Consider the following 22859-nt stretch of genomic DNA (forward strand, 5'->3'; position numbering starts at 1 on the left):
GCGCGGCCGACGGCTGGCCGCCGACATAGGATGGCGGCGCCGAGACGCGCTGGAAGCGAGGGACTGTGTTCGACATCAACGGGTGGGAGCTGATCCTGCTCGCTCTGCTCGCGATCCTCATCCTCGGTCCCGAGCGACTGCCCGAGTACGCCGCCAAGTTCGGCAAGTTCGTCCGCCAGGCGCGCACGATGGCCGACCGGGCGAAGCAGCAGCTCAAGGACGAGATGGGGCCGGAGTTCTCCGACGTCGACTGGAAGGCCTACGACCCGCGCCAGTACGACCCCCGGAAGATCGTGCGCGACGCGCTGGCCTCGCCCCCCGACGAGGACGAGCCGACGCCTGCCGTCGACAAGCCGGTCAGCACCCCGAAGTGGCACGACCCGACCGTGCCGACGCCCTGGGACGACGAGGCCACGTGACGGCTCGCCGGGCGGCCCGACCAGGCTCACGGTAGGTCTCCGGGACCCGAGCGCGGCGACTGTCGTCCCGTCCCGCCCCATGGCGTCGAGAAAGGCGATCCGCCCGTGGGGCGGATCGCTTTATCGATGAAGAGGCAGCTGGGCCCTGCTCCATCAATCGAGAGAACAGTTCGTCCGAGGACGAGCTGTTCTTTCGATCGGAGAAGGGAGGGCGCGGGTCAGCGGCCGGCGGGCGTGAGGCCGAGGCTGCGACCGGCGAGGCCGCGGGCGCGGGTGCCGAGCCCACGGGCGATGCCGCGCAGCGCGACCCCGGCAGCCGAGTCGGGCTCGCCGAGCACCACGGGCGTGCCGGTGTCGCCGCCCTCGCGCAGGCGCGTGTCGAGGGGGATCTGACCGAGCAGCTGCACCGGCGCACCGATGCTCTTGGACAGCGAGTCGGCCACGGCCTGACCGCCACCGGAGCCGAAGATCTCCTGGCGGGTGCCGTCGGGCAGCTCGAGCCAGCTCATGTTCTCGATGACGCCGGCAACCCGCTGATGGGTCTGCAGCGCGATCGAGCCGGCCCGCTCGGCGACCTCCGCGGCCGCCTGCTGCGGCGTCGTCACGACGAGGATCTCGGCAGTCGGGATGAGCTGCGCGACCGAGATGGCGATGTCGCCGGTGCCGGGCGGCAGGTCGAGCAGCAGCACGTCGAGGTCGCCCCAGAAGACGTCGCCGAGGAACTGCTGCAGGGCCCGGTGCAGCATCGGGCCGCGCCACACGACGGGCTGGTTGCCGGGCACGAACATGCCGATCGAGATGACCTTCACGTCGTGGCTGATGGGGGGCAGGATCATGTCGTCGACCTGCGTCGGGCGCTGCTCGACGCCGAGCATGCGCGGCACCGAGAAGCCGTAGACGTCGGCGTCGACGACGCCCACCCGCAGACCCTGCTCGGCCATCGCGGCAGCGAGGTTCACGGTCACCGAGGACTTGCCGACGCCGCCCTTGCCGGACGCGACGGCATACACCCTCGTGAGGCTCTTGGGCTTGGCGAAGGGGATCTCCTTCTCGGGGGCCCCGCCACGCAGCTGCGCGCGCAGCTCGGCGCGCTGCTCGTCGCTCATGACGTCGAGCTCGACCTCCACGGAGGTGACGCCCTCGAGGGCCAGGAGCGCGTTGCTCGTGTCGCGGGTCAGCGTGTCCTTCATGGGGCAGCCCGACACGGTGAGGAAGATCGCGAGGTCCACCTTGCCGGCGTCGTCGATCTCGACCGACTTGACCATGCCGAGCTCGGTGATCGGCTTGCGGATCTCGGGGTCGTTGACCTTCGACAGCGCCGTGAGCATGGCGTCGCGGCTGGGCAGAGCGGGGACAGACATGTCCTCCATCGTATGCCGCCGTGCGGGGCCTCCCGACCACGCCCGCTGTCTACCGCGACACACCGCGAGGGTGTGACAGACCGCGAATCGGTGCGGGTGGCCGTGACCTACTCGGCGTGCCGCGAGGCCGGTGGGTCGTCGGGGCCGCGGACGAGGGAGCGTTCCTCGAGCTCCTCGAGGAGGCTGCGCAGCTCGCTGCGGACGAAGTCTCGGGTGGCCTGCTCGCGCAGCGCCAGCCGCAGCGAGGCGACCTCGCGCGTGAGGAACTCGGTGTCGGCGAGGTTGCGCTCGTCGCGGGCGCGGTCCTGCTCGAGGGCGACGCGGTCGCGGTCGGCCTGGCGGTTCTGCGCGAGCAGGATGAGCGGGGCGGCATACGACGCCTGCAGGCTCAGCATGAGCGTGAGGAAGATGAAGGGGAACGCGTCGAAGACGAGCCGGTCGGGCGCGAGGGTGTTCCAGATGATCCACGCCGCGACGAAGACCGTCATGCCGATGAGGAAGCCGGCCGTGCCCATGAAGCGGGCGAACCGCTCGGAGAGGACGCCGAAGGCCTCCTGCGAGAAGGTCATGCGCGGCAGCACGCGGGCGCGCTGCTCCTGGGGCTGGTCGAGCTTGTCGCCGCGCAAGGCGCGCGTGCCGGGTCGACGCTCGGCGCGTTCGCTCACGGGCGCACCTCCAGCTCGTGCCGCACCTCACGCCAGTCCTCGGGGAGGATGTGGTCGAGCACGTCGTCGACGGTCACGGCGCCGATGAGCCGGCCGTCGTCGTCGACGACGGGCAACGAGACGAGGTTGTAGGTCGCGAGGGTGCGGGTGACCGTCTCGAGCGAGGCGCTCGCGGCGAGCGGCTCGATCTCCTTGTCGATGATCGACCCGACCGCGCCGTGCGGTGGCTCGCGCAGCAGCCGCTGGATGTGGACGAGCCCGAGGTAGCGGCCGGTCGGCGCCTCGAGCGGGGGGCGACAGACGTAGACCATGGAGGCGAGGGCGGGCGCGAGCTCCTCACGGCGCACCGTGGCGAGCGCCTCGGCGATCGTCGCCTCGGGACCGAGCACCACCGGCTCGGTGGTCATCATGCCGCCGGCGGTCTTCTCGTCGTAGGCGAGCAGCCGGCGCAGGGGAGCCGCCTCGTCGGGCTCCATGAGCTGGAGCAGCTGCTCGGCCTGCTCGGGCGGGAGGTCGGCGAGCAGGTCCGCCGCGTCGTCGGGCTCCATGGCCTCGAGCACGTCGGCCGCCCGCTCGGTGTCGAGGCCGGCGATGATCTCGACCTGGTCGTCCTCGGGCAGCTCCTCGAGCACGTCGGCGAGGCGCTCGTCGTCGAGCGCGGCGGCCACCTCGGCGCGACGCTTGGGGTTGAGGTCGTGGATGACCTCGGCGAGGTCGGCGACCTTGAGGTCGTCGTAGGTCTCGAGCAGGCGCTCGGCGCTCTGCGCCCCGGCCTGCTCGTGCAGGCCGACGACGTCGCGGATGTCGACGAGCATCGTCTTGCCCGAACGCCGCCGGGTGAGGCGCGACATGGCCTTGGACGCGGGGGAGATGCCGATGGGGGCCTGCCGGACGAAGACGCGGGTGCCGAGCCAGTCTCGGCGCGGGCCCTGCTCGATGGCGATGTCCTCGACGAGGGCGTCGGCGAAGCCGGCCTCGACGGCGTCGGGGGTCGTCACGCGCACGGTGCGGTCGAAGAGCTCGGCCGCGACGAGCACCTCGTTGGTGCGCTGCTCGAACCGGCGCATGTTGACGAGCCCGGTCGTGATGACGGCGCCGGCGTCGATGGACGTCACCCGGGTCATCGGCACGAAGACGCGCCGGCGGCCCGGGACCTCGACGACGAGGCCGATGACGCGCGGCTCTGGACGGTTGGCGCCGAACATCACCACGACGTCGCGCACCCGGCCCACCTGGTCGCCGAGCGGGTCGAAGACGCTCAGTCCCGTCAGGCGTGCGACGAAGACTCGGGTGCTCGCACTCATGGGGCAAGGCTATGGGGTCAGTGGCCCCGCCGACGGCTGCCACGTCGCTGGCGCTTCTTGCGCAGCCTCGCCCGCTCCTTGGCGGCCCGGCGCGCTGCCTTCTTCTCGTCACGCAGCCGCTGTCGCTCGGCCTTCTCCTCGCCGCGTCCACCCCAGTGCCACGGTCGCCACGAGGTCGTCGTGGCACTGGTGCGCGCGGGCGCCTCGCGGTGGTCGTGGGCGGCATACGCTCCCGGCGACTCGAGCGGGCTGTCGAAGGGCACGAGCGCCGTGACCGTGCACTCGGCGGCCCAGCGGGTCAGCGAGTCGTCGACGGCGTTGAGGCGCGAGGCGCGCAGCAGCTCGGTCGCGCGCTGCCACTCGGGCGTGCCGGGCTCGAGGACGTGGACGTGGGCGCGCACCGTGAGCAGGCGGCCGCCGGTGTCCTTGCTGCGCAGGATGAGCCGCACCTCCTTGGGCAGCCACGGGAGGGGCTGCTCCCCGGGCCCGCTGACGACGAGCGCGGCGCCGTCGTCCCACACGTGCCAGGCCGGCCAGGTGCGGTCGTCGGCCACCTCGATCCAGAGCAGACCGGACTTCGTCATCGCCTCGTTGAGCAGCGCCGACGCGTTGGCCGGACGGGGCTCGCCAGGTTGCCCCGTCGACCCTTCTGCCTGCGTGGTCGCGGCCGTCGATGGGTCGGCGGGCTGGTTCGCCGGCGGGGTTGCTGGCTCGGTCGCGCGCTCGGTCACACGGCCACCATAGTGATGCCGGCCTCATCGACAACGTGCGTGACTGTCGTCATAACGCGCGTCTCCAACGCGTTGCTACGTTGGCGCCCATGCGCAGCGCCAAGGACTTCTTCCGGCCACTCGCGGTGGGGGCGCCGACGCCCTTGGCGCAGGTGCCTGCCCGCCCCTCCCGGGTCATCCACTTCTTCGACCCGAGCAACCCGAAGATGGCCGCCAAGGTCCCCGACCTCGTCGGCACCGTCGACGTGCTGCTCGGCAACCTCGAGGACGCCGTCAAGGCCGACCGCAAGGAGGCGGCCCGCGCCGGCCTCGTCGACATCGCGAAGGCCACCGACTTCGGCGAGAACACCCAGCTGTGGACGCGCATCAACGCCCTCGACAGCCCGTGGGCCCTCGACGACCTCACGACGCTCGTCACCGAGATCGGTGACAAGCTCGACGTCGTCATGGTGCCGAAGGTGCAGGGCGCGGAGGACATCCACTACGTCGACCGCCTCCTCGCCCAGCTCGAGGCGAAGGCCGGGCTGACCCGCCCGATCCTCGTGCACGCCATCCTCGAGACGGCGCGAGGCATGGTGAACGTCGAGGAGATCTGCGGTGCCTCGCCGCGCATGCAGGGACTCTCGCTGGGACCCGCCGACCTCGCCGCCGACCGTCGCATGAAGACGACGCGCGTCGGGGGCGGACACCCCGGCTACCTCGTGCGCACCGACCCCGTCGACGGCGACGTCCAGGGCCAGCGCGCCACCGCCCAGCAGGACCTGTGGCACTACACGATCGCCCGCATGGTCGACGCCTGCGCGATGCACGGGATCTACCCCTACTACGGCCCGTTCGGCGACATCCAGGACGTCGTCGCGTGCGAGGACCAGTTCCGCAACGCGTTCCTGCTCGGCTGCGTCGGCACGTGGTCGCTGCACCCCGTGCAGATCGAGATCGCCAAGCGGGTCTTCAGCCCGTCGGCCGAGGACGTCGCGCACGCCCGACGCGTCGTCGCCGCGATGGGCGACGGCACCGGCGCCGTGATGCTCGACGGCAAGATGGAGGACGATGCGAGCCTCAAGCAGTGCCTCGTCATCGTCGAGCTCGCCGAGCGCCTCTCGCAGACCGACCCCGCGCTCGCCGAGCTGTATGCCGCCGAGCCCGCCACGCAGGAAGGCTGACCCCGTGCCCGACCAGACGGCATACGCCGACGGTGCCCGCGCGTACCGCCCCCGCCGCTCCGTCCTCTACATGCCGAGCTCCAACGAGCGGGCGCTCGAGAAGGCCAAGACGCTGCCGGTCGACGCGCTCATCCTCGACCTCGAGGACGCCGTAGCGCCTGACGCAAAGGAGGCAGCGCGCGAGAACGCCTGCGCCGCAGCACGTTCGGGGGAGTACGGCCGCCGCGAGCTGACGATCCGCGTCAACGGCCTCGGCTCGCGGTGGCACGAGGCCGACCTCGCCGCGGCAGCTGCTGCGGGCCCCGACGCCATCGTCGTGCCGAAGGTGAACTCCGCCGACGAGGTGAGCGGCCTCGTGGCCGCGATGGAGGCGGCGGGTGCCCCGGAGCACACGCGCCTCTGGGCCATGGTCGAGACGCCGGTCGCGGTGCTGCACGCCGAGGAGATCGCCCGCGCCTCAGAGCGGCTCGCCTGCCTCGTGCTCGGAACCAACGACCTCTACAAGGAGCTCGGCGCGACCTTCGCGCCCGGCCGTGCGGCGATCTCGGCGAGCCTGCAGCTCGCCCTGCTCGCGGCGCGGGCCGCCGGCGTCGCGATCGTCGACGGGGTCTTCAACGACGTCAAGGACACCGAGGGCTTCCTCGCCGAGGCGCGCCAGGGACGCGAGCTCGGCTTCGACGGCAAGACGCTCATCCATCCCGGGCAGGTCGAGCCGGCCAACGAGGTCTTCGCCCCGAGCGAGGCCCAGGTCGAGGACGCCCGAGCCGTCATCGCGGCGTTCGAGGAGGCGCAGGCGCAGGGGCGCGGTGTGGCAACCCTCAACGGCCGGCTCATCGAGAACCTCCACGTCGACACGGCCCGGAAGGTGCTCGCCACCGCCGAGGCGATCGCCGCCCTCGGCTGACCCGCGGAGCCGGGACGTCTCAGGGGCGGGGGCGGCGCTCACGAGCGCCGCAGCACTCCGGCGCTGCTGAGCGCCGGCCGCGCTCACGTGACGGCGGCGGGCTGCGCGACGTCAGGTGCGGCGCGCGAGCCAGGCCATCTCGGCGGCGGCGTGCCCGCTCCACCACGCGTCGTCGTGCCCGCCTGGCTCGAAGTGGGTCTCGGCGTGCGCCAGGCGACCGGCGAGGGTGCGGTTCGCGGCGATGAACGGGTCGGACAGGCCGCAGTCGAGCCGGACGGGGACGTCGGCGAGCCGGTCCACCCGGTTGAAGATGGAGTGGCGGTCGAAGTCGGCCGCGCCGTCGTAGGCGCGGGCCGGGGTCTGCGAGCCGCGGAGCCAGAGCGCGGCGCTCGCGGCGACGACGCCCGTGACGCGACGCGGCCCCAGGTCGCTCGCGATGAGCAGCGCCCCGAAGCCGCCCATCGACCACCCGAGCAGCCCGACGCGCGACGTGGGCGCGAGCCCGGACCGCTCCAGAGCCAGTGGCACCAGCTCGTCACGGACCATCGCGCCCGTGTCACTTCCGTCGGTTCGCTTGTGCCAGTAGGTGCGTCGCCCGTCGACCGATGCCAGGGCGAGTCCTGTGGAGGCCACCGCGTCGGCGTAGCCCAGGCTGAACGCGTTGTCGGCGTCCCCGCCGGCGCCGTGAAGGGCGACGACGAGGCCACGGGGGCGGCCGTCCGCGGGCACCGCCAGACGCCACCGGGGTGAGTCCGTGTCGAAGCGCGTGTCGAGCACGCCCTCGGACAGCGTCACCCCGTCGGGCGCGTCGCCGCACCCGGCCAGCGCACCCAGACCCGCTGCGGCACCGAGGCCGATCGCGGCGCGGATCACCACGCGCCGCCGCAGCGCCCGTCCGGTCGACATGGACGGAGCGTAGGGCCCGGGTGGCCCGACAGGTCGGCGACCCGCTCATCCGCCGTGCGGGATCGGACGGGCGCCCTCGCGCGTTGGAGCAGTCATGGCGCCCGAGACGACCGAGCGCGGGCAGGTGAGCGCGCCCGAGCCCGCCGACGCGCAGAACGGGGCGGGGCTGACCCGTCGCCGCCTCCTCACGCTCGGTGCGCTGGGGGTTGTCGCCGCGGGTGGGGCATATGCCGTCTCGCGCGGTCCCGGCCTCCCGGGCCTCCCGCAGCTCCCCGGCCTCGGCGAGCCCCGCCCGCCGGAGCTGCGGATCGACCCGCAGCCGGTGGACTTCCGGGCCCTCGAGGCCCGTCGCCGCGTCGGGACGGCGGCGTACGCGTACGAGGTCACCGGCCGTCCCGCGACGTACTACGTGACCGAGCCCTTCGGGGCCAGGCTCGACCGGTGGCTCGCCCTGCACCGCAAGCACGTCGGTCAGGCGCCCGACGAGATCCGCTCCTACGGCGCGTGGGTGCGCGGGTCGTCGACGTCGTGGCACAGCTCCGGCGAGGCGATCGACATCGCGCGGCTCCGGTCGGGTGGTCGCGACCTCACCTCGCTGCGCTACGACCAGTGGCGGGACGCGCCGGCGACCGAGCTGCGCCGGCGGCTGTCCCTCTACTGGCGCACGGCGGCAGGTCTGCACCACGAGTTCGCCGACGTGCTGACCTACCTGTTCGACGGCGCGCACTCGAACCACATCCACGTCGACATCGGCCGGTTCGGGCCCGAGCAGCCCCGGCTGATCCGTCGGTCCAACGCGCAGGTGCAGGCGGTGCAGGCGATGTGCCGCCACGTGTGGGGCCGCACGGACGTCGAGACGACCGGCGACTTCGACGACGTCACGCGCGATGCCACGACCCGCATCCTCGAGCAGGTCGGTGGGCCGGGCGAGCTCGCCGACTCGCGTGAGGCGTGGCAGGCGTTCATGGTCGCGACGATGCGGCGCGCCTGAGCAGGCCCGAGCCCGCGCGGGGCGGGCGCCTGATGTGGTCTCGTCCGTAGGATCGGGGCCATGCCCAAGACCGTGCTCACTCCCCAGTCCGAGGACTTTCCCCGCTGGTACCAGGACGTCATCGCGAAGGCGGAGCTGGCCGACAACGGGCCGGTGCGCGGCACCATGGTCATCCGACCGTACGGCTACGCGATCTGGGAGCGGATGCAGGCCGACATGGACCGGCGCATCAAGGAGGCCGGCGCGAAGAACGCGTACTTCCCGCTCTTCATCCCGGAGTCGTACCTCACGCGTGAGGCCGAGCACGTCGAGGGCTTCAGCCCCGAGCTCGCGGTCGTGACGCATGCCGGCGGCAAGGAGCTCGAGGAGAAGGTCGTCGTGCGGCCGACCTCCGAGACGGTCATCGGCGAGTACATGGCGAAGTGGACCCAGAGCTACCGCGACCTGCCGCTCCTGCTCAACCAATGGGCCAACGTCGTGCGCTGGGAGCTGCGCCCACGGATCTTCCTGCGCACCAGCGAGTTCCTGTGGCAGGAGGGCCACACGGCGCACGCCACCGAGGCCGACGCACGCGCCTACGCGAGGCGCATCCATGCCGACGTCTACGCCGCGTTCATGCGCGAGATGCTCGCGATGCCAGTGGTCCTCGGGCGCAAGACCGCCCGCGAGCGCTTCGCCGGCGCGACGAACACCCTTGCGCTGGAGGCGATGATGCGTGACGGCAAGGCCTTGCAGATGGGCACGAGCCACGAGCTCGGCCAGAACTTCGCCAAGGCCTTCGACATCACCTACCTCTCCGAGCAGTCGCGCCAGGAGACCTGCTGGACCACGTCGTGGGGCACGTCGACGCGCATGGTCGGCGGCCTCATCATGTGCCACGGCGACGACGCCGGCCTGCGGGTGCCCCCTCGGCTCGCCCCGGTGCAGGCGCTCGTCATGGTGGTCAAGGACGGCGAGGGCGTTGCAGCAGCGGCCGAGCAGGTCGTGGCCGACCTGCTCGCCCGCGGCGTGCGCGCCGAGCTCGACGCGCGGGTCGACACGCCCTTCGGCCGTCGCGCCGTCGACGCCGAGCTCAAGGGCATCCCGGTGCGCGTCGAGGTCGGACCGCGCGACCTCGCGGAAGGCACCGTCACCGTGGTGCGGCGCATCGCCGGCGGCAAGTCGGCCGTCCCGCTCGGCGGGGTCGTCGACACGGTGACCACCGCGCTCGAGGAGGACCACGAGGCGCTGTATGCCGCCGCGCTGGCCCACCAGACGGGCAACACCACAGCGGTCAGCACCCTCGACGAGGCTCGCGAGGCGGCACGCACCGGCTGGGCGACGATCCCGTGGTCGACGCTGGGCCCCGCCGGCGAGGCCACTCTCGCCGAGGCCGCCGTGACCGTGCGCTGCCTGACGATGCCCGACGGGTCGGTGCCCGAGTCCGAGGACGCCGACGGCGTGCTCGCCGTCGTCGGCCGAGCCTACTGATCGCCCGCCCGGACATTGAGTGGTGGTGGCCACAGGGACGGCTGGGAAGAGAGCAGGGTCGGGCATCGTTGACGGAAACGTGAGGAGGAGCGACGTGAGTGACACGACGGTGCCGAGCGGACGGCATACGCCCGCGGGCTCGACGGCGCAGCCGGAGACGCTGACGCCGCTGCTCCGCGACCGCGAGAGCGTGCTCGTCTACGACCGCTCCCACACCCTCTCGCCGGACGCTTTGCGCGCGATCCTGGAGGCGGCGCGCTGGTCACCATCGGCCGGCAACTCGCAGCCGTGGGGCTTCATCGTCGGCCTGCGCGGTGACGACACCCACGCCGCCATGGTCGAGCTGCTGTCGTCGGCGAACCAGGTCTGGGCGCCCTCGGCCTCGGCGATCATCCTGACCCTGCACCAGGTCGCGACCGACGAGGACCACGAGATCGCCTACAGCGACTACGCGATGTTCGACCTCGGCCAGGCGGTCGCCCACATCACCGTGCAGGCGCGTTCGATGGGCCTGCAGGTGCGTCAGTTCGGCGGCTTCGACCACCGGGCGGCCACCGAGGTCTTCGCGGTGCCGCCGCACTGGGCCGTGACCACGGGCATCGCGCTCGGCCTGCCCGCCGGGCCCGACGGTGACGCCGAGATGCCCGACTGGGTGCGCACGCGGGCGCGCCTGCCCCGCTCGCGCCTGCCGCTTGAGGCCTTCGTGCACTCCGGTAAGTTCGGCCACACCGCCGACTTCCTGGCCGACTGACAGCCCGGCGCCGACGCGCCGTCCGGCCACCTCGCCGAGGGCCGGACGTGGATGGAGACCACCCCACGAACGGGTGGTCTCCATCGCGTCCGTGCCCTCGCGGTGGTCACCAGCGGGACGTCGCCGCGGCGATGAGGTCACCGAAGAGCAGGCCCTCGTCGACCGCATACCCATGTCGAGTGAACCAGTCACACACGTTGCGTGTGTCGCGTTCGAGGAACTCGGGCCCGTGCGGGTTGCCGATGACGTCGACGACCTGCGGCCAGTCGATGAGCACCAGCCGGGCGTCGTCGCCCTCACCGTCGAGCAGCACGTTGTACGGCGACAGGTCACCGTGCGCCCAGCCGAGCTCGGCGAGCCGGAGCATCGCCTCGCGCAGCTGCTCGAAGAGGACCGGCAGCAGCTCCGGGTCGGGACGGGTCTGCGCGAGGCGGGGCGCGGCCTGTCCGTCGGGAGAGCCGATGAACTCCATCAGCATCTCGTCGTCGGACATCTGCACCGGGTAGGGCACCGGCAGCCCCTCGTGCCACAGCCTGACCAGCGTCTCGAACTCGGCGTAGGCCCAGAGGCCACTGATCAGCTCCTTGCCGAACGAGGTGCGGGTCCGGATGGCCCGCGTCTCGCGCGACTTGCGCACCCGCCGCCCCTCGAGGTAGCCCGAGTCGCGGTGGAAGAGGCGGTTCTTGCTCGACCGGTAGCGCTTGCCGGCCATGAGGACGTCCCGGTCCGGTGAGCCGGGCACCCACCGGCGCACGAGGTGGACGTCGGCCTCCTTGCCGGTCTTGAGCACGCCCAGGTCGGACTCGACCGCGCCGAGGTCGGTGATGACCCAGTCAGGGCGAGGCTTCGGGCCGTGCGTCGCGCCGTCCCAGCTGGACCAGCGCTCACCCTCCGGTGGTGCGTCCGGCTGGGTGTCGATCGCGAACGACTCGAGGTCGAGGTCGGTGAACCGCCCGTCAGTCAGGCGGGGATCGAAGACCTCGTACTCATCTTCGTGAAAAGCATTGAAAGACAATTGAACTCCAAGGAAGAAGTGGTGTGGGCAGGCGTGCCCGAGGCCGTGATGGACATGTCACCCTCCTTGGGTCCAGGGTCTGCAGCCGTGTGCCGCAGCGCTCGCGTAGAGACTGGCGGAGCCGCCACCGCCGCGCAACCGAATTTCCGTGCGGGCAGGTTGTCGCGTTGTATCACCGGACGCGTCGTCCACCTCTACGGTGTGAGCAGGAGGAGCGTCAGGGAGGGAGCCCAGGTATGCCGTCCGCGTCCTTCGGTGGGGGAGCGGTGCGCGTGCGCGCCCCCCGCGGCTACGACGTGTCCGCGGCCGGGGAGCCCGGCCGCGCGGACCGTGACCTGCCGCCGGGCCTGCCGCCGGACCTGCCGCAGCCCGGCCGGCGAGCGGCGGAGCGGGCCGCACTGGCAGACCTCCTCGGTGACAGCGACTTCATCGTCGTGGACCGCATCGACCTGGCGCCGAGACGCGGCCGCGACCTGGATGCACCGCCTCCGCCGAGCCGGCGGGGCACCGTGCACGTCGACGTCGACGTGCCCGCCGGCGAGGACGCCGTGGTGCTCCTCGAACGCGACGGCGTCTACTCGTGGCACGTCCCGGCGCGTGAGGAGCGCTCGCTCGAGCCCGGGCCGCGCACGGTGTCGTTCGCGCTCCCGGTCCAGCCGGCGCCGCGGACGAGGCAGCCAGGCACCTCTCGCGGCGCGTCGCCCGGCCGGGCGGACCGCGGGCTGCTCGGCGACCTCGTGCACGGCGTGCTGCAGGCCACCGTCCTGCGCTTCGCCGTGCCGGCGGCCGTCGACCGCCTCGTCGAACACCTCGAGTCAGGCGTGCGCACCGGGCTGGTCCACGTCACTGGCCCCGACGAGTGGCGCCCCATCGACGGCATCGAGGAGATCGCGTCGCTCCCCACCGACCGCCCGGCCCGCATCCTGCTCCTCGTGCACGGCACGTTCTCGTCGACGACCGGTGCGTTCGGGGCGCTCGCGGTCACGCCCGGGGCGGAGGGCTTCGTCGACACGCTCGTGACGGCATACGACGCCGTGCTCGGCTTCGACCACCGCACCCTCAGCGTCGACCCGGAACGCAACGCCCACGAGCTGGTCGCCCTCCTCGAGCCGTTCCACGGAGAGCTCGTCATCGACGTGGTCACGCACAGCCGCGGCGGCCTCGTGACCCGGTCGTTCGTCGAGGCCGTGCTGCCCGCCTCGGGGCTGCGGGCCACCGTCGGCGCGGTCGTGCTCGTCGCGGCGACGAACGCCGGCACGCACCTGGCCGACCCCGAGCGCTGGCACGACCTCGTCGACCTCTACACGAACCTCGTCATGGCCACCGCGAGCGGACTCTCCCTCTTCCCCGGCGGGGCGCCCTTCCGCGCCATCGTCGGTGGCGTCGTGGGCGGCGTCGGGACGCTCGTGAAGTACCTGGCGTCGTGTGCCGCCGGTGACGACGGTGTGCCCGGACTCGCGGCGATGCGCCCCGGCGGGGACTTCGTCACCGCCCTGGACGCCGTGCGACCGTTGCGGCGGGGGGACGAGCCGAGCTGGTACGTGGTGACCTCCGACTTCCACGTGTCGCTCTTCGACGACCACCACAACCCGCCGGAGTTCCCGCGGGAGCTCGCGGTCCGGCTGGCCGAGGGCTTCGTCGACGGGCTCTTCGAGGGGCGCAACGACCTCGTCGTCGACACCGACTCGATGTCGACGGTCGGTGGCTCCGGGCTCCGCGTCACCGAGACGTGCGCCCTGGGCACGAACGACGTCGTCCACCACGTCAACTACTTCGCCCAGCTGAACGTGATCGGCCAGATCGCCCAGTGGCTGCCGCTGGGGCTCGGCGCCTCCGACGACGAGTCGCACCTCCCGGGATGGATGACGGCGGCGCTGCCGCCGGACGACCGTGGACTCGGGGCCGTGCCCGACGAGCCGGAGCCGGTGGGGGCCGGGGCCGAGCCGCCACCTTCCATGGCCGTCCCGCCGCCCGCGCCCCCGCCGCCGCCCGCGCCCCCGACCCCCGCGCCCCCGCCGCCCGCGCCCCCGGCCCCGCCCGCAGCCGCCTCCCGGCAGGAGACGAGCGCCGAGCTGGCGGCCGAGATGCCGTCGGTGGTGACCGCGGGCTCGGACTTCACCGTGCGCGTGCGTCTCTCGCGGGCGCCCCTGACGGCGACCCCGGGCACGGTCCACGTCGACGAGACGATCCAGGTCGACGCGTCGCAGGCGGTGAGCGTGCAGGTCTACGCCAAGGACAACGCGCAGGTGCAGGAGGCGGAACCGAAGCTCTTCGCGCTCTCGTCGGTCGACGGCGTGGCGGCCGAGCTGACGTTCCGGGTGCGGGCCCTGGACCCGGGACCCGTGGGCGTCACCATCGTGCTCCGGCAGGGGAGCGTGATCGTGGCGACGCTGTCCCTCGAGGCCACGGCCGACGGCGCCACCCTGCTCGGCCCGCAGACGGTCAGGGCCGTCGTGCACCCCGGCGTCGCTGCCCCGGAGCTCGCCGGACTGCCGTGCCTCGACATCGTCGAAGGCCGCCTGACGACGGGGGAGCACGTCTACAGCTATGCGCTGCGCCTCGTGCCGGGCCAGCCGGCCCGGGTGTTCACGTCGGCGCCCGTCACCGGACGGGACGACTTCGTGCAGCAACGCATCGCCGAGGTCGAGCGGGTCATCAAAGACCCCGATCTCACTGCGCGCCAACGGATGTCGCAGCTGCAGAACACCGGCACGCTGCTCTTCGAGCAGTTCTTCCCCGAGGACCTGCAGGCCTACCTCTGGGCGCACCGCGACCTCGTGCACGACCTCATCGTCTACACCGACGAGCCGCTCGTCCCGTGGGAGCTCGTGCACCTCAAGCCGCCACGCGGCAAGCGAGGCACGAAGCCACGGTTCCTGGGCTCCGGCGGGATGGTGCGGTGGCAGCTCGGTAGCTTCCCGCCGCAGCGGATGCGCGTGCGGCCGGGACGTGCCCGGTCGATCTGCCCCGTCTACGCGAACCCCATGTTCAAGAACGACGTCGGCGTGGCCGAGGCCGGCTACCTGCGTGAGCGGTTCGGGGCCAAGCCGGTCACGGCGACACCGGTCGGCGTCGAACGGCTGCTGCGCGGTGGCGGGTTCGACCTGCTGCACTTCTCCGGCCACGGCGCTGCCGATGCCGACGACATCGCCGAGGCGAAGGTGCTGCTGCGCGGCCGGAGACGGGGCTCGACCGTCCAGGAGCAGTACCTGACCGCCACGGACGTCTCGCAGAACCTCGACTGGACCGACCCCGGCGTCACGGGGCCGCTCGTCGTGTTCAACGCCTGCCAGACCGGTCGCTCGGGCGAGCTGCTCACCACCGCCGGTGGGTTCGCCAAGGCGTTCCTCGATGCCGGTGCCTCGGCCTTCGTCTCGTGCCTCTGGTCGGTGCGGGAGGAGCCGGCGCAGGTCTTCGTGGAGACGCTCTACGACGAGCTGCTCGGTGGTGCGCCGATGTCGCGGGCCAGTGCCCTCGCCCGCGAGGCGGCACGCGCCGCGGGCGACCCGACCTGGCTCGCGTACGCCGTCTACGCGAGACCCGACGCCGTCCTCGAGAAGGTCTGAAACGACATACGTCACAGTCGAACCCACTCACCCGAGGGGTTCCGATCAGAAGGGAACGACCATGGCACGCAGGGCTCTGTGCGTGGGGATCAACGAGTTCGCGTCGCTGCCGCAGACCAGCTGGCTCGCCGGCTGCGTCAACGACGCGAACGACATCGCGAAGGCGCTGCGCCCACTGGGCTTCACGGCGAGGGCGACGACCGTCCTGACGGACGCCGACGCGACGAAGAAGAACGTCATGGCTGCCCTGACGCAGCTGGTCACCAGCGCCAAGTCGGGCGACCACCTCGTCTTCACGCTCTCGAGCCACGGCACCCAGGTGCCCAACGAGCCCGGCGGAGACATCGAGCCCGACGACCTCGACGAGGCCTTCGCCTGCTACGACATCCGCCAGAAGGGCGACCAGTGGGACCGCGACACCGTCATCGTCGACGACGAGCTGCGCGACCTGTTCGCACGGGTGCCGTCCGGTGTCCTGCTCGAGGTGCTCCTCGACACCTGCCACAGCGGCACCGGCCTGAAGGACCTCGAGGAGATCCTGCAGGCCCAGCTTCTCGGCCGGAAGCCGCGCTTCCTCCCGGCCCCCACCCGCCGCGGCCTCGAGCAGACGCGCGCCATCCGGGCAGTCGCCCCCGTGCGCACCGTCGACCGCAAGGCCCTCGTCGAGCTGACCCGCAGCCGCGGGACCGCCTCCAAGCCGGTGCTGTTCGCGGCCTGCAAGCCCGACCAGACGGCGTCCGACGCGACGTTCGACGGTCGCTCCAACGGTGCGTTCACCTACCTGTTCCTCAAGGCCATGAAGGACGCCCCCACGGCGACGCGCACCGAGCTGCTGCGCACGGTCACGGCCGGCCTCAAGGCGGGGGACTTCAGCCAGCGCTCGACGCTCGAGGGGCCGGCACGGTCGAAGAAGGTCGGCTTCGGACAGCTCTGGTGACCCGGCGGTCGGTGAGCCACGACACAGGTGTCGGTACTCACACGCGAGGGCGCTGACCCCGCAGCCGACGCGGCGGCATACTCGGTCGAAGCTGTCCCAGCCCAGAGCACCCAGCCCGAGCACTCGCAAGGTGGCGATCCGCGCATGTCCCGACTCCAGCAGACCGAAGGCCTCACCGAGGAGCAGCACGAGCTCGTCAAGCTCGTGCGCGAGTTCGTCGAAGAGCAGATCATCCCGGTGGCCACGGAGCTCGAGCACAAGGACGAGTACCCGCAGGCCATCGTCGACGGCATGAAGGAGATGGGGATCTTCGGCCTGATGATCCCCGAGGAGTACGGCGGCCTCGGCGAGTCCCTGCTGACGTACGCGTTGTGCGTGGAGGAGATCGCCCGCGGCTGGATGAGCGTGAGCGGCATCATCAACACGCACTTCATCGTCGCGTACATGGTGCTCCAGCACGGCACCGAGGAGCAGAAGCAGCGCTACCTGCCGAAGATGGCGACCGGGGAGATCCGCGGTGCCTTCTCGATGAGCGAGCCGGGCTGCGGCAGTGACGTGTCGGCCATCAAGACGAAGGCCGTCAAGGGCGACGACGGCGGGTGGACGATCAACGGCCAGAAGATGTGGCTCACGAACGGCGGGTCTGCGAACCTCGTCGCGGTCCTCGTCAAGACCGACACCGGCGCCGACTCCGTCTACAAGAACATGACGACCTTCCTCATCGACAAGGAGAGCGGGTTCGGCGAGACCGCCCAGGGCGTCACCGTGCCCGGCAAGATCGACAAGATGGGCTACAAGGGCGTCGACACCACCGAGCTCGTCTTCGAGGGCCACCGCACGACCGACGCGCAGATCCTCGGCGGCGAGCCGGGCAAGGGCTTCTACCAGATGATGGACGGCGTCGAGGTGGGCCGCGTCAACGTCGCCGCCCGCGGGTGCGGCGTCGCGAGAAGGGCTTTCGAGCTCGGCGTCTCCTACGCCCAGCAGCGCGAGACGTTCGGCAAGAAGATCGTCGACCACCAGGCCGTCCTGTTCCGGCTCGCCGACATGGCCGTCAAGGTCGAGGCCGCCCACGAGATGATGGTCAAGGCCGCACGCAAGAAGGACTCCGGCCAGCGCAACGACCTCGAGGCCGGCATGGCGAAGTACCTTGCGTCCGAGTACTGCTCGCAGGTCGTCGAAGACTCCTTCCGGATCCACGGCGGCTACGGCTACTCGAAGGAGTACGAGATCGAGCGCCTCTACCGCGAGGCCCCGATGCTGCTCATCGGCGAGGGCACCGCCGACATCCAGCGCATGATCATCGGCCGCCGGCTCGTGGAGGACTACAAGCTCAAGGCTTGACGAAGCCCGATGGCCGGCCGGGCGGGTGCGAGGATGGTGGCATGAGCCTGCAACCGAAGGGTCCGGGGGGACGACCGGGATTCGCGACGCTGTCCCTGGAGTACCCCATGTCGCTCGGTGTCTTCGACAAGTACGAGGACGCCCAGAAGGCGGTCGACACGCTGTCCGACAACCAGTTCCCGGTCGAGAACTGCCTCATCGTCGGCACCGACCTCAAGCAGCTGGAGCGCGTGACCGCCCGCCTGACGTGGGGGCGGGTGGCCCTCGGCGGGCTGCTCTCGGGCATCTGGCTGGGGCTCTTCGTCGGGCTCATCCTGTCGCTGTTCTCGCGGCCGACGAGCGCGGTCACGCTGCTGCTGTCGACCGCCCTCTACGGCGCCGTGTTCGGTCTCATCTGGTCGCTCGTCGGCTACGCCTTCACGCGCGGCGCCCGTGACTTCTCGTCGGTCAGCCAGGTCGTGGCCACCCGCTACGAGGTGTTCGCCGAGCACAAGGTCGCCCAGCGTGGTCGCGAGATCCTCGCCAAGGCGGGCATCTCCCCGGGCGGGCAGTCGAGCATCGGCATCGCCCCCGTGGCCCCCGCGCCCGGGACGCCAGCGCCGGGCACCACCGGTGACGCGTCCGCAGCACCGGGCGCCCCTGCGCGGTCCGACGACCCGCCGCCACCCGTCGGCTGAACCGGCCCCACCACTCGCCGTCCGCCGGCTGCAACGAACGGGTGCGACCGCGTGTCCTATCGGATGACGGACCCGACGAAGGAGCACGCCATGCCGGCTCGCAAGCCCTTCCCGTATGCCGCGCGCCCCGCCCTGGCGGCCGCTGTGCTCGCGCCGCTGGTCGCACTGCCGCTGGCGGGTTGCGGCAACACGGCGTTCGAGGGCCCGACGGGTGGCCCGACCACCGTCGCTCGGCCGCTGACGAGCCAGCCCGTGGCGGCCGACGGCGCGCTCGAGTGCCCGGCCTCGCTGAAGGACTCGCTGGGCACCACCGTTCCGGAGAAGCCGCAAGGGGTCTACGGGCCGGCGCGGCTGCTCCCGCAGCGTCCGCCGGTCTCGCTCGTCGTCTGCAGCTACCCCGTCATGGACGTCAGGGCGACCACGCCGCTCACGGCGCCGTTCCCGCTGGAGAAGCGTGCCGTGGCGACCCAGGCGCAGCGCTCCGCGGTCGTCGAGTCGATGACCTGGGCGCGCCGCGCTTCAACCAGCAGCCGCGGGCGTGCACGGCCATGGCCGGCAACGAGACGGCATACCTCGTCGGGGCCGCCTACGGCGACGCGATCGTCTGGGTGGCCGCCAAAGGCGACGCGAACGCCTGCTCGACGGCGACGAACGGCGACTTCGTCTCCGGCGCCCCGCTCGGCGTCGAGCTCGACGCGATCTTCGGCGCGACGTCCCGGCCGCCCGGGACCGGGGGGTCGTGCCGCGCGCGGTCATGGGGGCGGCTCGGTGACGACCGGCTGCTCGCGCCCGAGGGCGCGCCGGCCGTGGTCGTCTGCCGCCAGGCGGCCGACGGGTCGATCCGGCCCACCACGTTCGACGCCGCCCGCTCGGCGGAGGTGGTCGCGGCTCTCCGGGGGCTGCCCACGCGCCCTACGGGCCGGACCTGCCAGGGCTCGGGCGGCGCATCGGACCGGCGCTTCACCCTCGTGCTCCGGTATGCCGTCGGGCCGGCCGTCCAGGTGAACGTCGACCCGGACTGTGACCCGGCGGTGCTGGGCTCCAACCTCGAGACCGCCGACGCCGGTGGGCTCGTCGACCTCGTCGAGCGGTGGAGCCCACCGATCCCCGGGCCCGACCCGGACGGCTCGGTCTCGTCCGACGGGTCGGTCGGCCCGGCACCCCTGCCGGGGCCGGCGCCCGACCAGCCGACGGAGGTGCCGGGTACGACGGGCGGCGGCGTGGGCGGCAGTCCCGGCACGGGCATCCTGCCGACGCCACCGACCCCGCCGGCAGACCTCCCGACGACCCCCTAGCCGCGCTCGGCCCAGATGCGGGCGATCCAGGCCTCGACGTCGGCGCTGCTGCGCGGCATCGCTGCCGAGAGGTTCTCGCAGCCGTCGTCGGTGATGAGGATGTCGTCCTCGATGCGCACCCCGTTGCCGCGCAGCTCGTCGGGCACCAGCTCGTCGTCGGCCTTGAAGTAGAGGCCCGGCTCGACGGTGAGGACCATGCCCGGCTTGAGCTCGGCGTCGGAGTACTCCTCGCGGGTGGCGAGCGCGCAGTCGTGCACGTCGAGGCCGAGGTGGTGGCTCGTGCCGTGCACCATCCAGCGGCGGTGGTACTGCCCGTGCTCGGCGTCGAGGGTGCCCTCGACGTCGACGCCCTCGGGCAGCAGGCCCCACTCGTGCAGGTGCTCGGCGATGACGCGGATCGCGGCGGCGTGCACGTCGCTGAACTTGTTGCCCGGCTTGCAGGCCGCGATGCCGGCCTCCTGGGCGGCGTAGACGGCGTCGTAGATCTTGCGCTGGGCGTCGGTGAACGTGCCGCTGACCGGCAGGGTGCGGGTGATGTCGGCGGTGAAGAGCGAGTCGACCTCGACGCCGGCGTCGAGCAGGAGCAGGTCGCCGTCCCTGATGTCGCCGGTGTTCTTGATCCAGTGCAGCGTGTTGGCGTGGTCGCCGCTGGCGCAGATCGAGTCGTAGCCGACGCCGTTGCCGTGGTGGCGCGCGTGCAGGCCGAAGATGCCCTCGACCCAACGCTCGCCGCGGCCGCGACGGACCGCCTCGGGTAGGTCGGCGATGACGGCGTCGAAGCCCTTGTGGGTGCCGTCGACGGCGTCGCGCATCTGCTCGACCTCCCACTCGTCCTTGACGAGGCGCAGTGTCGAGAGGAAGTGGGCGAGCTGCTCGTCGGCCTCGCGCTGACGGTCGGCGCGGGTCTCGGCCTCGGTGGCGTCCTGGGCCTCGGCGACGGCGGTGCGGGCCCGGTCGACCCGAGCGGCAACCTCGGCGTCGGCGTCACGCACGACCCGGACCGTCACCTCGCCCGCGTCCTTGCCCACGGCGTCGGAGAACTCGTCGATGTGGCGGGCGGTGAGGCCCAGCTCGGACTCGATGTCGGCCAGGGTCGGGCGCGCGCCCACCCAGAACTCGCCGTAGCGCGAGTCGCCGAAGAACTCCTCGGTGTCGCGCTCGGCGAGCGGCCGGAAGTAGAGGACGGCCTCGTGACCGGCCTGGTCGCCGGCGCCGTCGGCTCCGCCCTCCCGGGGCTCGAGGACGAGCACGGCGTCGGGCTCGCGGTCGCTGCCGAGGCCGGTGAGGTGGGCAAAGGCGCTGTGCGGGCGGAAGACGTAGTCGGTGTCGTTGCTGCGCACCTTGAGGCCGCCGGCCGGCACGACGAGGCGCTCGCCCGGGAAGGCCGCGCTCACGGCCTCGCGGCGGCGGGCGGCGTGGTCGGCGACCTCGGCCCGAGGGGTCACCCCGGTGCTGCGGGGCGCCCAGCTGGTTGCGACGAACGCCCGGAACTCGTCGGTCGTGGGGCGCTTGCGGCTCGGAGAGGCCTTCTGCTCTTCACTCATCACCGAGCCATCGTGTCACGAAGCGACAGGGCCGCCGAACCCGGTTTCCGGGCGGGCGCCGCCCCCGGGATGCCTGCCCGCCAGCCTCGGCGCAGGCTCCGGAGACCCCTCGGGGGTACCGGCCTCGGGAACGCCCCGGCATACAGTCTGGGGGTGGCCCCCACCGAGCGAACGTCCCGGCCGACCACCGCCCACCGCACGCTGCCGTCGCTGCGAGCGAGCACCCGCCGCGCCATGCGGCCGAGCGGGCCGCCGACCGACGAGATCCCGATCTGGACCACGCCCGACGGTGTCGACTCCCACACGGCCCTGGCCGTCATCGACCTCGCGATGCGGGCGGGCGTCGCGATGATCGCGACCGGTGCGGCGGCGGCGGACGTCACCGCGACCGTGCTCACGCTGACGAAGGCGTACGGCCTCAGCTCGGTGCACGTCGACGTCACCTACACCTCGGTCACCGTCTCCTACCACCGCGGCCCGAACGCCGACCCGATCACCGTGCTGCGCATCGTGCGGTTCCGCGTGCAGGACTACACGCGCCTCGAGCGGCTGCGCGGGCTCATCGTCGACCTGTCGCAGGACCCCGTGCCCGTCGAGGAGGCGCGGGTGCGCTTCGACGCGGTCATCACCGCGCCGCACCCGTACCGGCGCTGGCTCGTCGCCGTCGCCGGCGGGGCGCTGGCGGCCGGGGCTGCCGCGCTCGTCGGGGCGGGCGTCTTCATCGTCGCGCTCAGCTTCGTCACGGCCACGATCGTGGGCCGGGTGCTCAACTGGCTCACGGGTGCCGGTGTCGCGGCGTTCTTCGCCCAGATCGTCGCCGCAGCCATCCCGACGGCCGTCGCGACCCTCGTCGTCGTCGCGCAGTCCGCCGGAGTCACCTTCTTCGGCAGCGTCTCGCCGTCGCTCGTCGTGGCGTCGGGGATCGTGCTCCTCCTCGCCGGCCTGTCGGTCGTGGGGGCGGCGGAGGACGCGCTCGAGGGCTACTACGTCACCGCCGGGGCGCGGGCGTTCGAGGTCGTCGTGCTCTCGCTCGGCATCGCGGTCGGCATCTCGATCGTGCTGTCGCTCGGCAAGCGGCTCGACTACCCGATCGCGATCAGCTCGCAGACGCTGCTCACCGACGACGTGGGCGTGCAGATCGTCTGTGCCGTCGTGATCTCGGTCGCCTTCGCCGTCATGTCGTACGCGAGCGGCCGGGCCGTCGCCGTCGCCGGCATCGCGGGTGGGCTCGGTTGGGCGATCCTCGCCGTCGGTGAGCGGGCGCTGCAGCTCGGTGCCGTGACGGGGTCGGCGCTGGCCGCGCTCGTCGTCGGTTTCGCGTCGCGCCTCGTCGCCAAGCGCCTCACCATCTCGGCGCTCGCCGTCACGACCGCCGCGATCGTGCCGCTGCTGCCGGGGCGCATGGCCTACGAGGGCATCTCGCAGCTCGTCACCAACCCCGACGGCAACGGCTTCGCGCTCGGGGTGCCGACCCTGCTCCAGGCCTTCGGGCTCGGGCTCGGGCTCGCCGCCGGGGTGTCGCTCGGCACGTACTTCGCCGGGCTGCTCGTCGCCCGCTCGCAGGGCGTACGTCCCCGGCCGGCCGCCGGGGCGACCCTGCCGGTGGACCCGGTGCCGGACGCGACGCTCTCGTCGGCGCCGGTCCTCTCCGACATGGTCGAGCTCGAGGCCGCGTCGGCGCTGGATGACGCGGTCGTCGACGAGCCGGCCGCGGAGGTCACGGACCGACCGTGAGCAAGCACACGGCATACGCCCGTGGTCGTGGACCGTGTGCTCGGGCAGGCTGGGAGCCGTTGGCTTTTCGCGTGTCGTAGGT

19 protein-coding genes are annotated in these 22859 nt (G+C 72.3%); 12 read left to right on the forward strand and 7 right to left on the reverse strand.

From position 1 onward, the window contains the following. The first annotated feature begins 65 nt into the window (after positions 1 to 65). Positions 66 to 419 (forward strand): twin-arginine translocase TatA/TatE family subunit, encoded by a 354-nt coding sequence (locus tag ACYVNR_RS06730; protein ID WP_045191816.1) that lies wholly within the window; start codon positions 66 to 68, stop codon positions 417 to 419. 218 nt (positions 420 to 637) lie between these two features. On the opposite strand, the gene ACYVNR_RS06735 is transcribed toward ACYVNR_RS06730, so the two are convergent. The 4 genes from ACYVNR_RS06735 to ACYVNR_RS06750 form a co-directional block, all read right to left on the reverse strand. Then, on the reverse strand, positions 638 to 1780 hold the full coding sequence (locus ACYVNR_RS06735; protein ID WP_461047410.1) for an Mrp/NBP35 family ATP-binding protein: 1143 nt from the start codon (positions 1778 to 1780) through the stop codon (positions 638 to 640). 107 nt (positions 1781 to 1887) lie between these two features. Continuing rightward, positions 1888 to 2445, reverse strand: coding sequence for a DUF1003 domain-containing protein (locus ACYVNR_RS06740; RefSeq protein WP_045191814.1), 558 nt, complete (start codon positions 2443 to 2445; stop codon positions 1888 to 1890). Continuing rightward, positions 2442 to 3749 (reverse strand): magnesium transporter MgtE N-terminal domain-containing protein, encoded by a 1308-nt coding sequence (locus ACYVNR_RS06745; RefSeq protein WP_045191813.1) that lies wholly within the window; start codon positions 3747 to 3749, stop codon positions 2442 to 2444. The genes ACYVNR_RS06740 and ACYVNR_RS06745 overlap by 4 nt, the downstream gene beginning before the upstream one ends. A 17-nt stretch (positions 3750 to 3766) precedes the next feature. After that, positions 3767 to 4480, reverse strand: a complete 714-nt coding sequence (locus ACYVNR_RS06750) for a hypothetical protein (protein WP_458798499.1) — start codon at positions 4478 to 4480, stop codon at positions 3767 to 3769. An 89-nt stretch (positions 4481 to 4569) separates the two neighbouring features. On the opposite strand from ACYVNR_RS06750, the gene ACYVNR_RS06755 reads away from it, so the two are divergent. Together ACYVNR_RS06755 and ACYVNR_RS06760 are read left to right on the forward strand one after the other, a co-directional pair. Then, on the forward strand, positions 4570 to 5643 hold the full coding sequence (locus ACYVNR_RS06755) for an HpcH/HpaI aldolase/citrate lyase family protein (RefSeq protein ID WP_045191812.1): 1074 nt from the start codon (positions 4570 to 4572) through the stop codon (positions 5641 to 5643). 4 nt (positions 5644 to 5647) lie between these two features. Then, positions 5648 to 6547 (forward strand): HpcH/HpaI aldolase/citrate lyase family protein, encoded by a 900-nt coding sequence (locus ACYVNR_RS06760; protein WP_461047413.1) that lies wholly within the window; start codon positions 5648 to 5650, stop codon positions 6545 to 6547. Positions 6548 to 6658: 111 nt separating this feature from the next. Here ACYVNR_RS06760 and ACYVNR_RS06765 read toward each other — a convergent pair whose 3' ends face one another. Further along, complete coding sequence (locus ACYVNR_RS06765) at positions 6659 to 7453, reverse strand: alpha/beta hydrolase (RefSeq protein WP_045191811.1); 795 nt, start codon at positions 7451 to 7453, stop codon at positions 6659 to 6661. Between the two features lie 94 nt (positions 7454 to 7547). Here ACYVNR_RS06765 and ACYVNR_RS06770 point away from each other — a divergent pair, with 94 nt between their 5' ends. From ACYVNR_RS06770 to ACYVNR_RS06780, 3 genes are all read left to right on the forward strand, one after another. Beyond that, positions 7548 to 8444 carry an extensin family protein gene (locus ACYVNR_RS06770; RefSeq protein ID WP_461047415.1) on the forward strand — a complete coding sequence of 299 codons (897 nt, stop codon included), beginning with the start codon at positions 7548 to 7550 and terminating at the stop codon, positions 8442 to 8444. 60 nt (positions 8445 to 8504) lie between these two features. Then, the gene (gene proS, locus ACYVNR_RS06775) at positions 8505 to 9914 is read left to right on the forward strand and encodes a proline--tRNA ligase (protein ID WP_461047417.1); all 1410 of its coding nucleotides are present in this window, start codon (positions 8505 to 8507) and stop codon (positions 9912 to 9914) included. Between the two features lie 94 nt (positions 9915 to 10008). Further along, positions 10009 to 10665, forward strand: a complete 657-nt coding sequence (locus ACYVNR_RS06780) for a nitroreductase family protein (protein WP_458798493.1) — start codon at positions 10009 to 10011, stop codon at positions 10663 to 10665. 106 nt (positions 10666 to 10771) lie between these two features. Here the strand turns inward: ACYVNR_RS06780 and ACYVNR_RS06785 are convergent, their stop codons facing one another. Beyond that, complete coding sequence (locus ACYVNR_RS06785; protein WP_461047419.1) at positions 10772 to 11680, reverse strand: serine protein kinase RIO; 909 nt, start codon at positions 11678 to 11680, stop codon at positions 10772 to 10774. Positions 11681 to 11916: 236 nt separating this feature from the next. Here ACYVNR_RS06785 and ACYVNR_RS06790 point away from each other — a divergent pair, with 236 nt between their 5' ends. The 5 genes from ACYVNR_RS06790 to ACYVNR_RS06810 all read left to right on the forward strand — a co-directional run bounded on the left by ACYVNR_RS06790 (position 11917) and on the right by ACYVNR_RS06810 (position 19499). After that, complete coding sequence (locus ACYVNR_RS06790; RefSeq protein WP_461047421.1) at positions 11917 to 15246, forward strand: DUF7379 domain-containing protein; 3330 nt, start codon at positions 11917 to 11919, stop codon at positions 15244 to 15246. Positions 15247 to 15307: 61 nt separating this feature from the next. Continuing rightward, the gene (locus ACYVNR_RS06795) at positions 15308 to 16183 is read left to right on the forward strand and encodes a caspase family protein (protein WP_045191808.1); all 876 of its coding nucleotides are present in this window, start codon (positions 15308 to 15310) and stop codon (positions 16181 to 16183) included. A gap of 144 nt (positions 16184 to 16327) precedes the next feature. Continuing rightward, entirely contained in the window at positions 16328 to 17527 is a 1200-nt protein-coding gene (locus ACYVNR_RS06800) for an acyl-CoA dehydrogenase family protein (protein ID WP_461047424.1), read from the forward strand. Between the two features lie 41 nt (positions 17528 to 17568). Further along, positions 17569 to 18204: a YflT domain-containing protein gene (locus ACYVNR_RS06805; RefSeq protein WP_458798489.1), complete on the forward strand. Its 636-nt coding sequence runs from the start codon at positions 17569 to 17571 to the stop codon at positions 18202 to 18204. 548 nt (positions 18205 to 18752) lie between these two features. Further along, positions 18753 to 19499, forward strand: a complete 747-nt coding sequence (locus ACYVNR_RS06810) for a hypothetical protein (protein WP_461047426.1) — start codon at positions 18753 to 18755, stop codon at positions 19497 to 19499. Here ACYVNR_RS06810 and ACYVNR_RS06815 read toward each other — a convergent pair. After that, a complete protein-coding gene (locus ACYVNR_RS06815; protein ID WP_461047428.1) occupies positions 19496 to 21043 on the reverse strand; it encodes an aminopeptidase P family protein in 1548 nt (515 codons plus the stop codon). The two genes, ACYVNR_RS06810 and ACYVNR_RS06815, sit on opposite strands and share 4 nt — an antisense overlap. A gap of 153 nt (positions 21044 to 21196) precedes the next feature. Here ACYVNR_RS06815 and ACYVNR_RS06820 point away from each other — a divergent pair, with 153 nt between their 5' ends. Then, positions 21197 to 22777, forward strand: coding sequence for a threonine/serine exporter family protein (locus ACYVNR_RS06820; protein ID WP_461047430.1), 1581 nt, complete (start codon positions 21197 to 21199; stop codon positions 22775 to 22777). Positions 22778 to 22859 lie beyond the last annotated feature (82 nt).

The organism is Terrabacter koreensis (assembly GCF_054783315.1).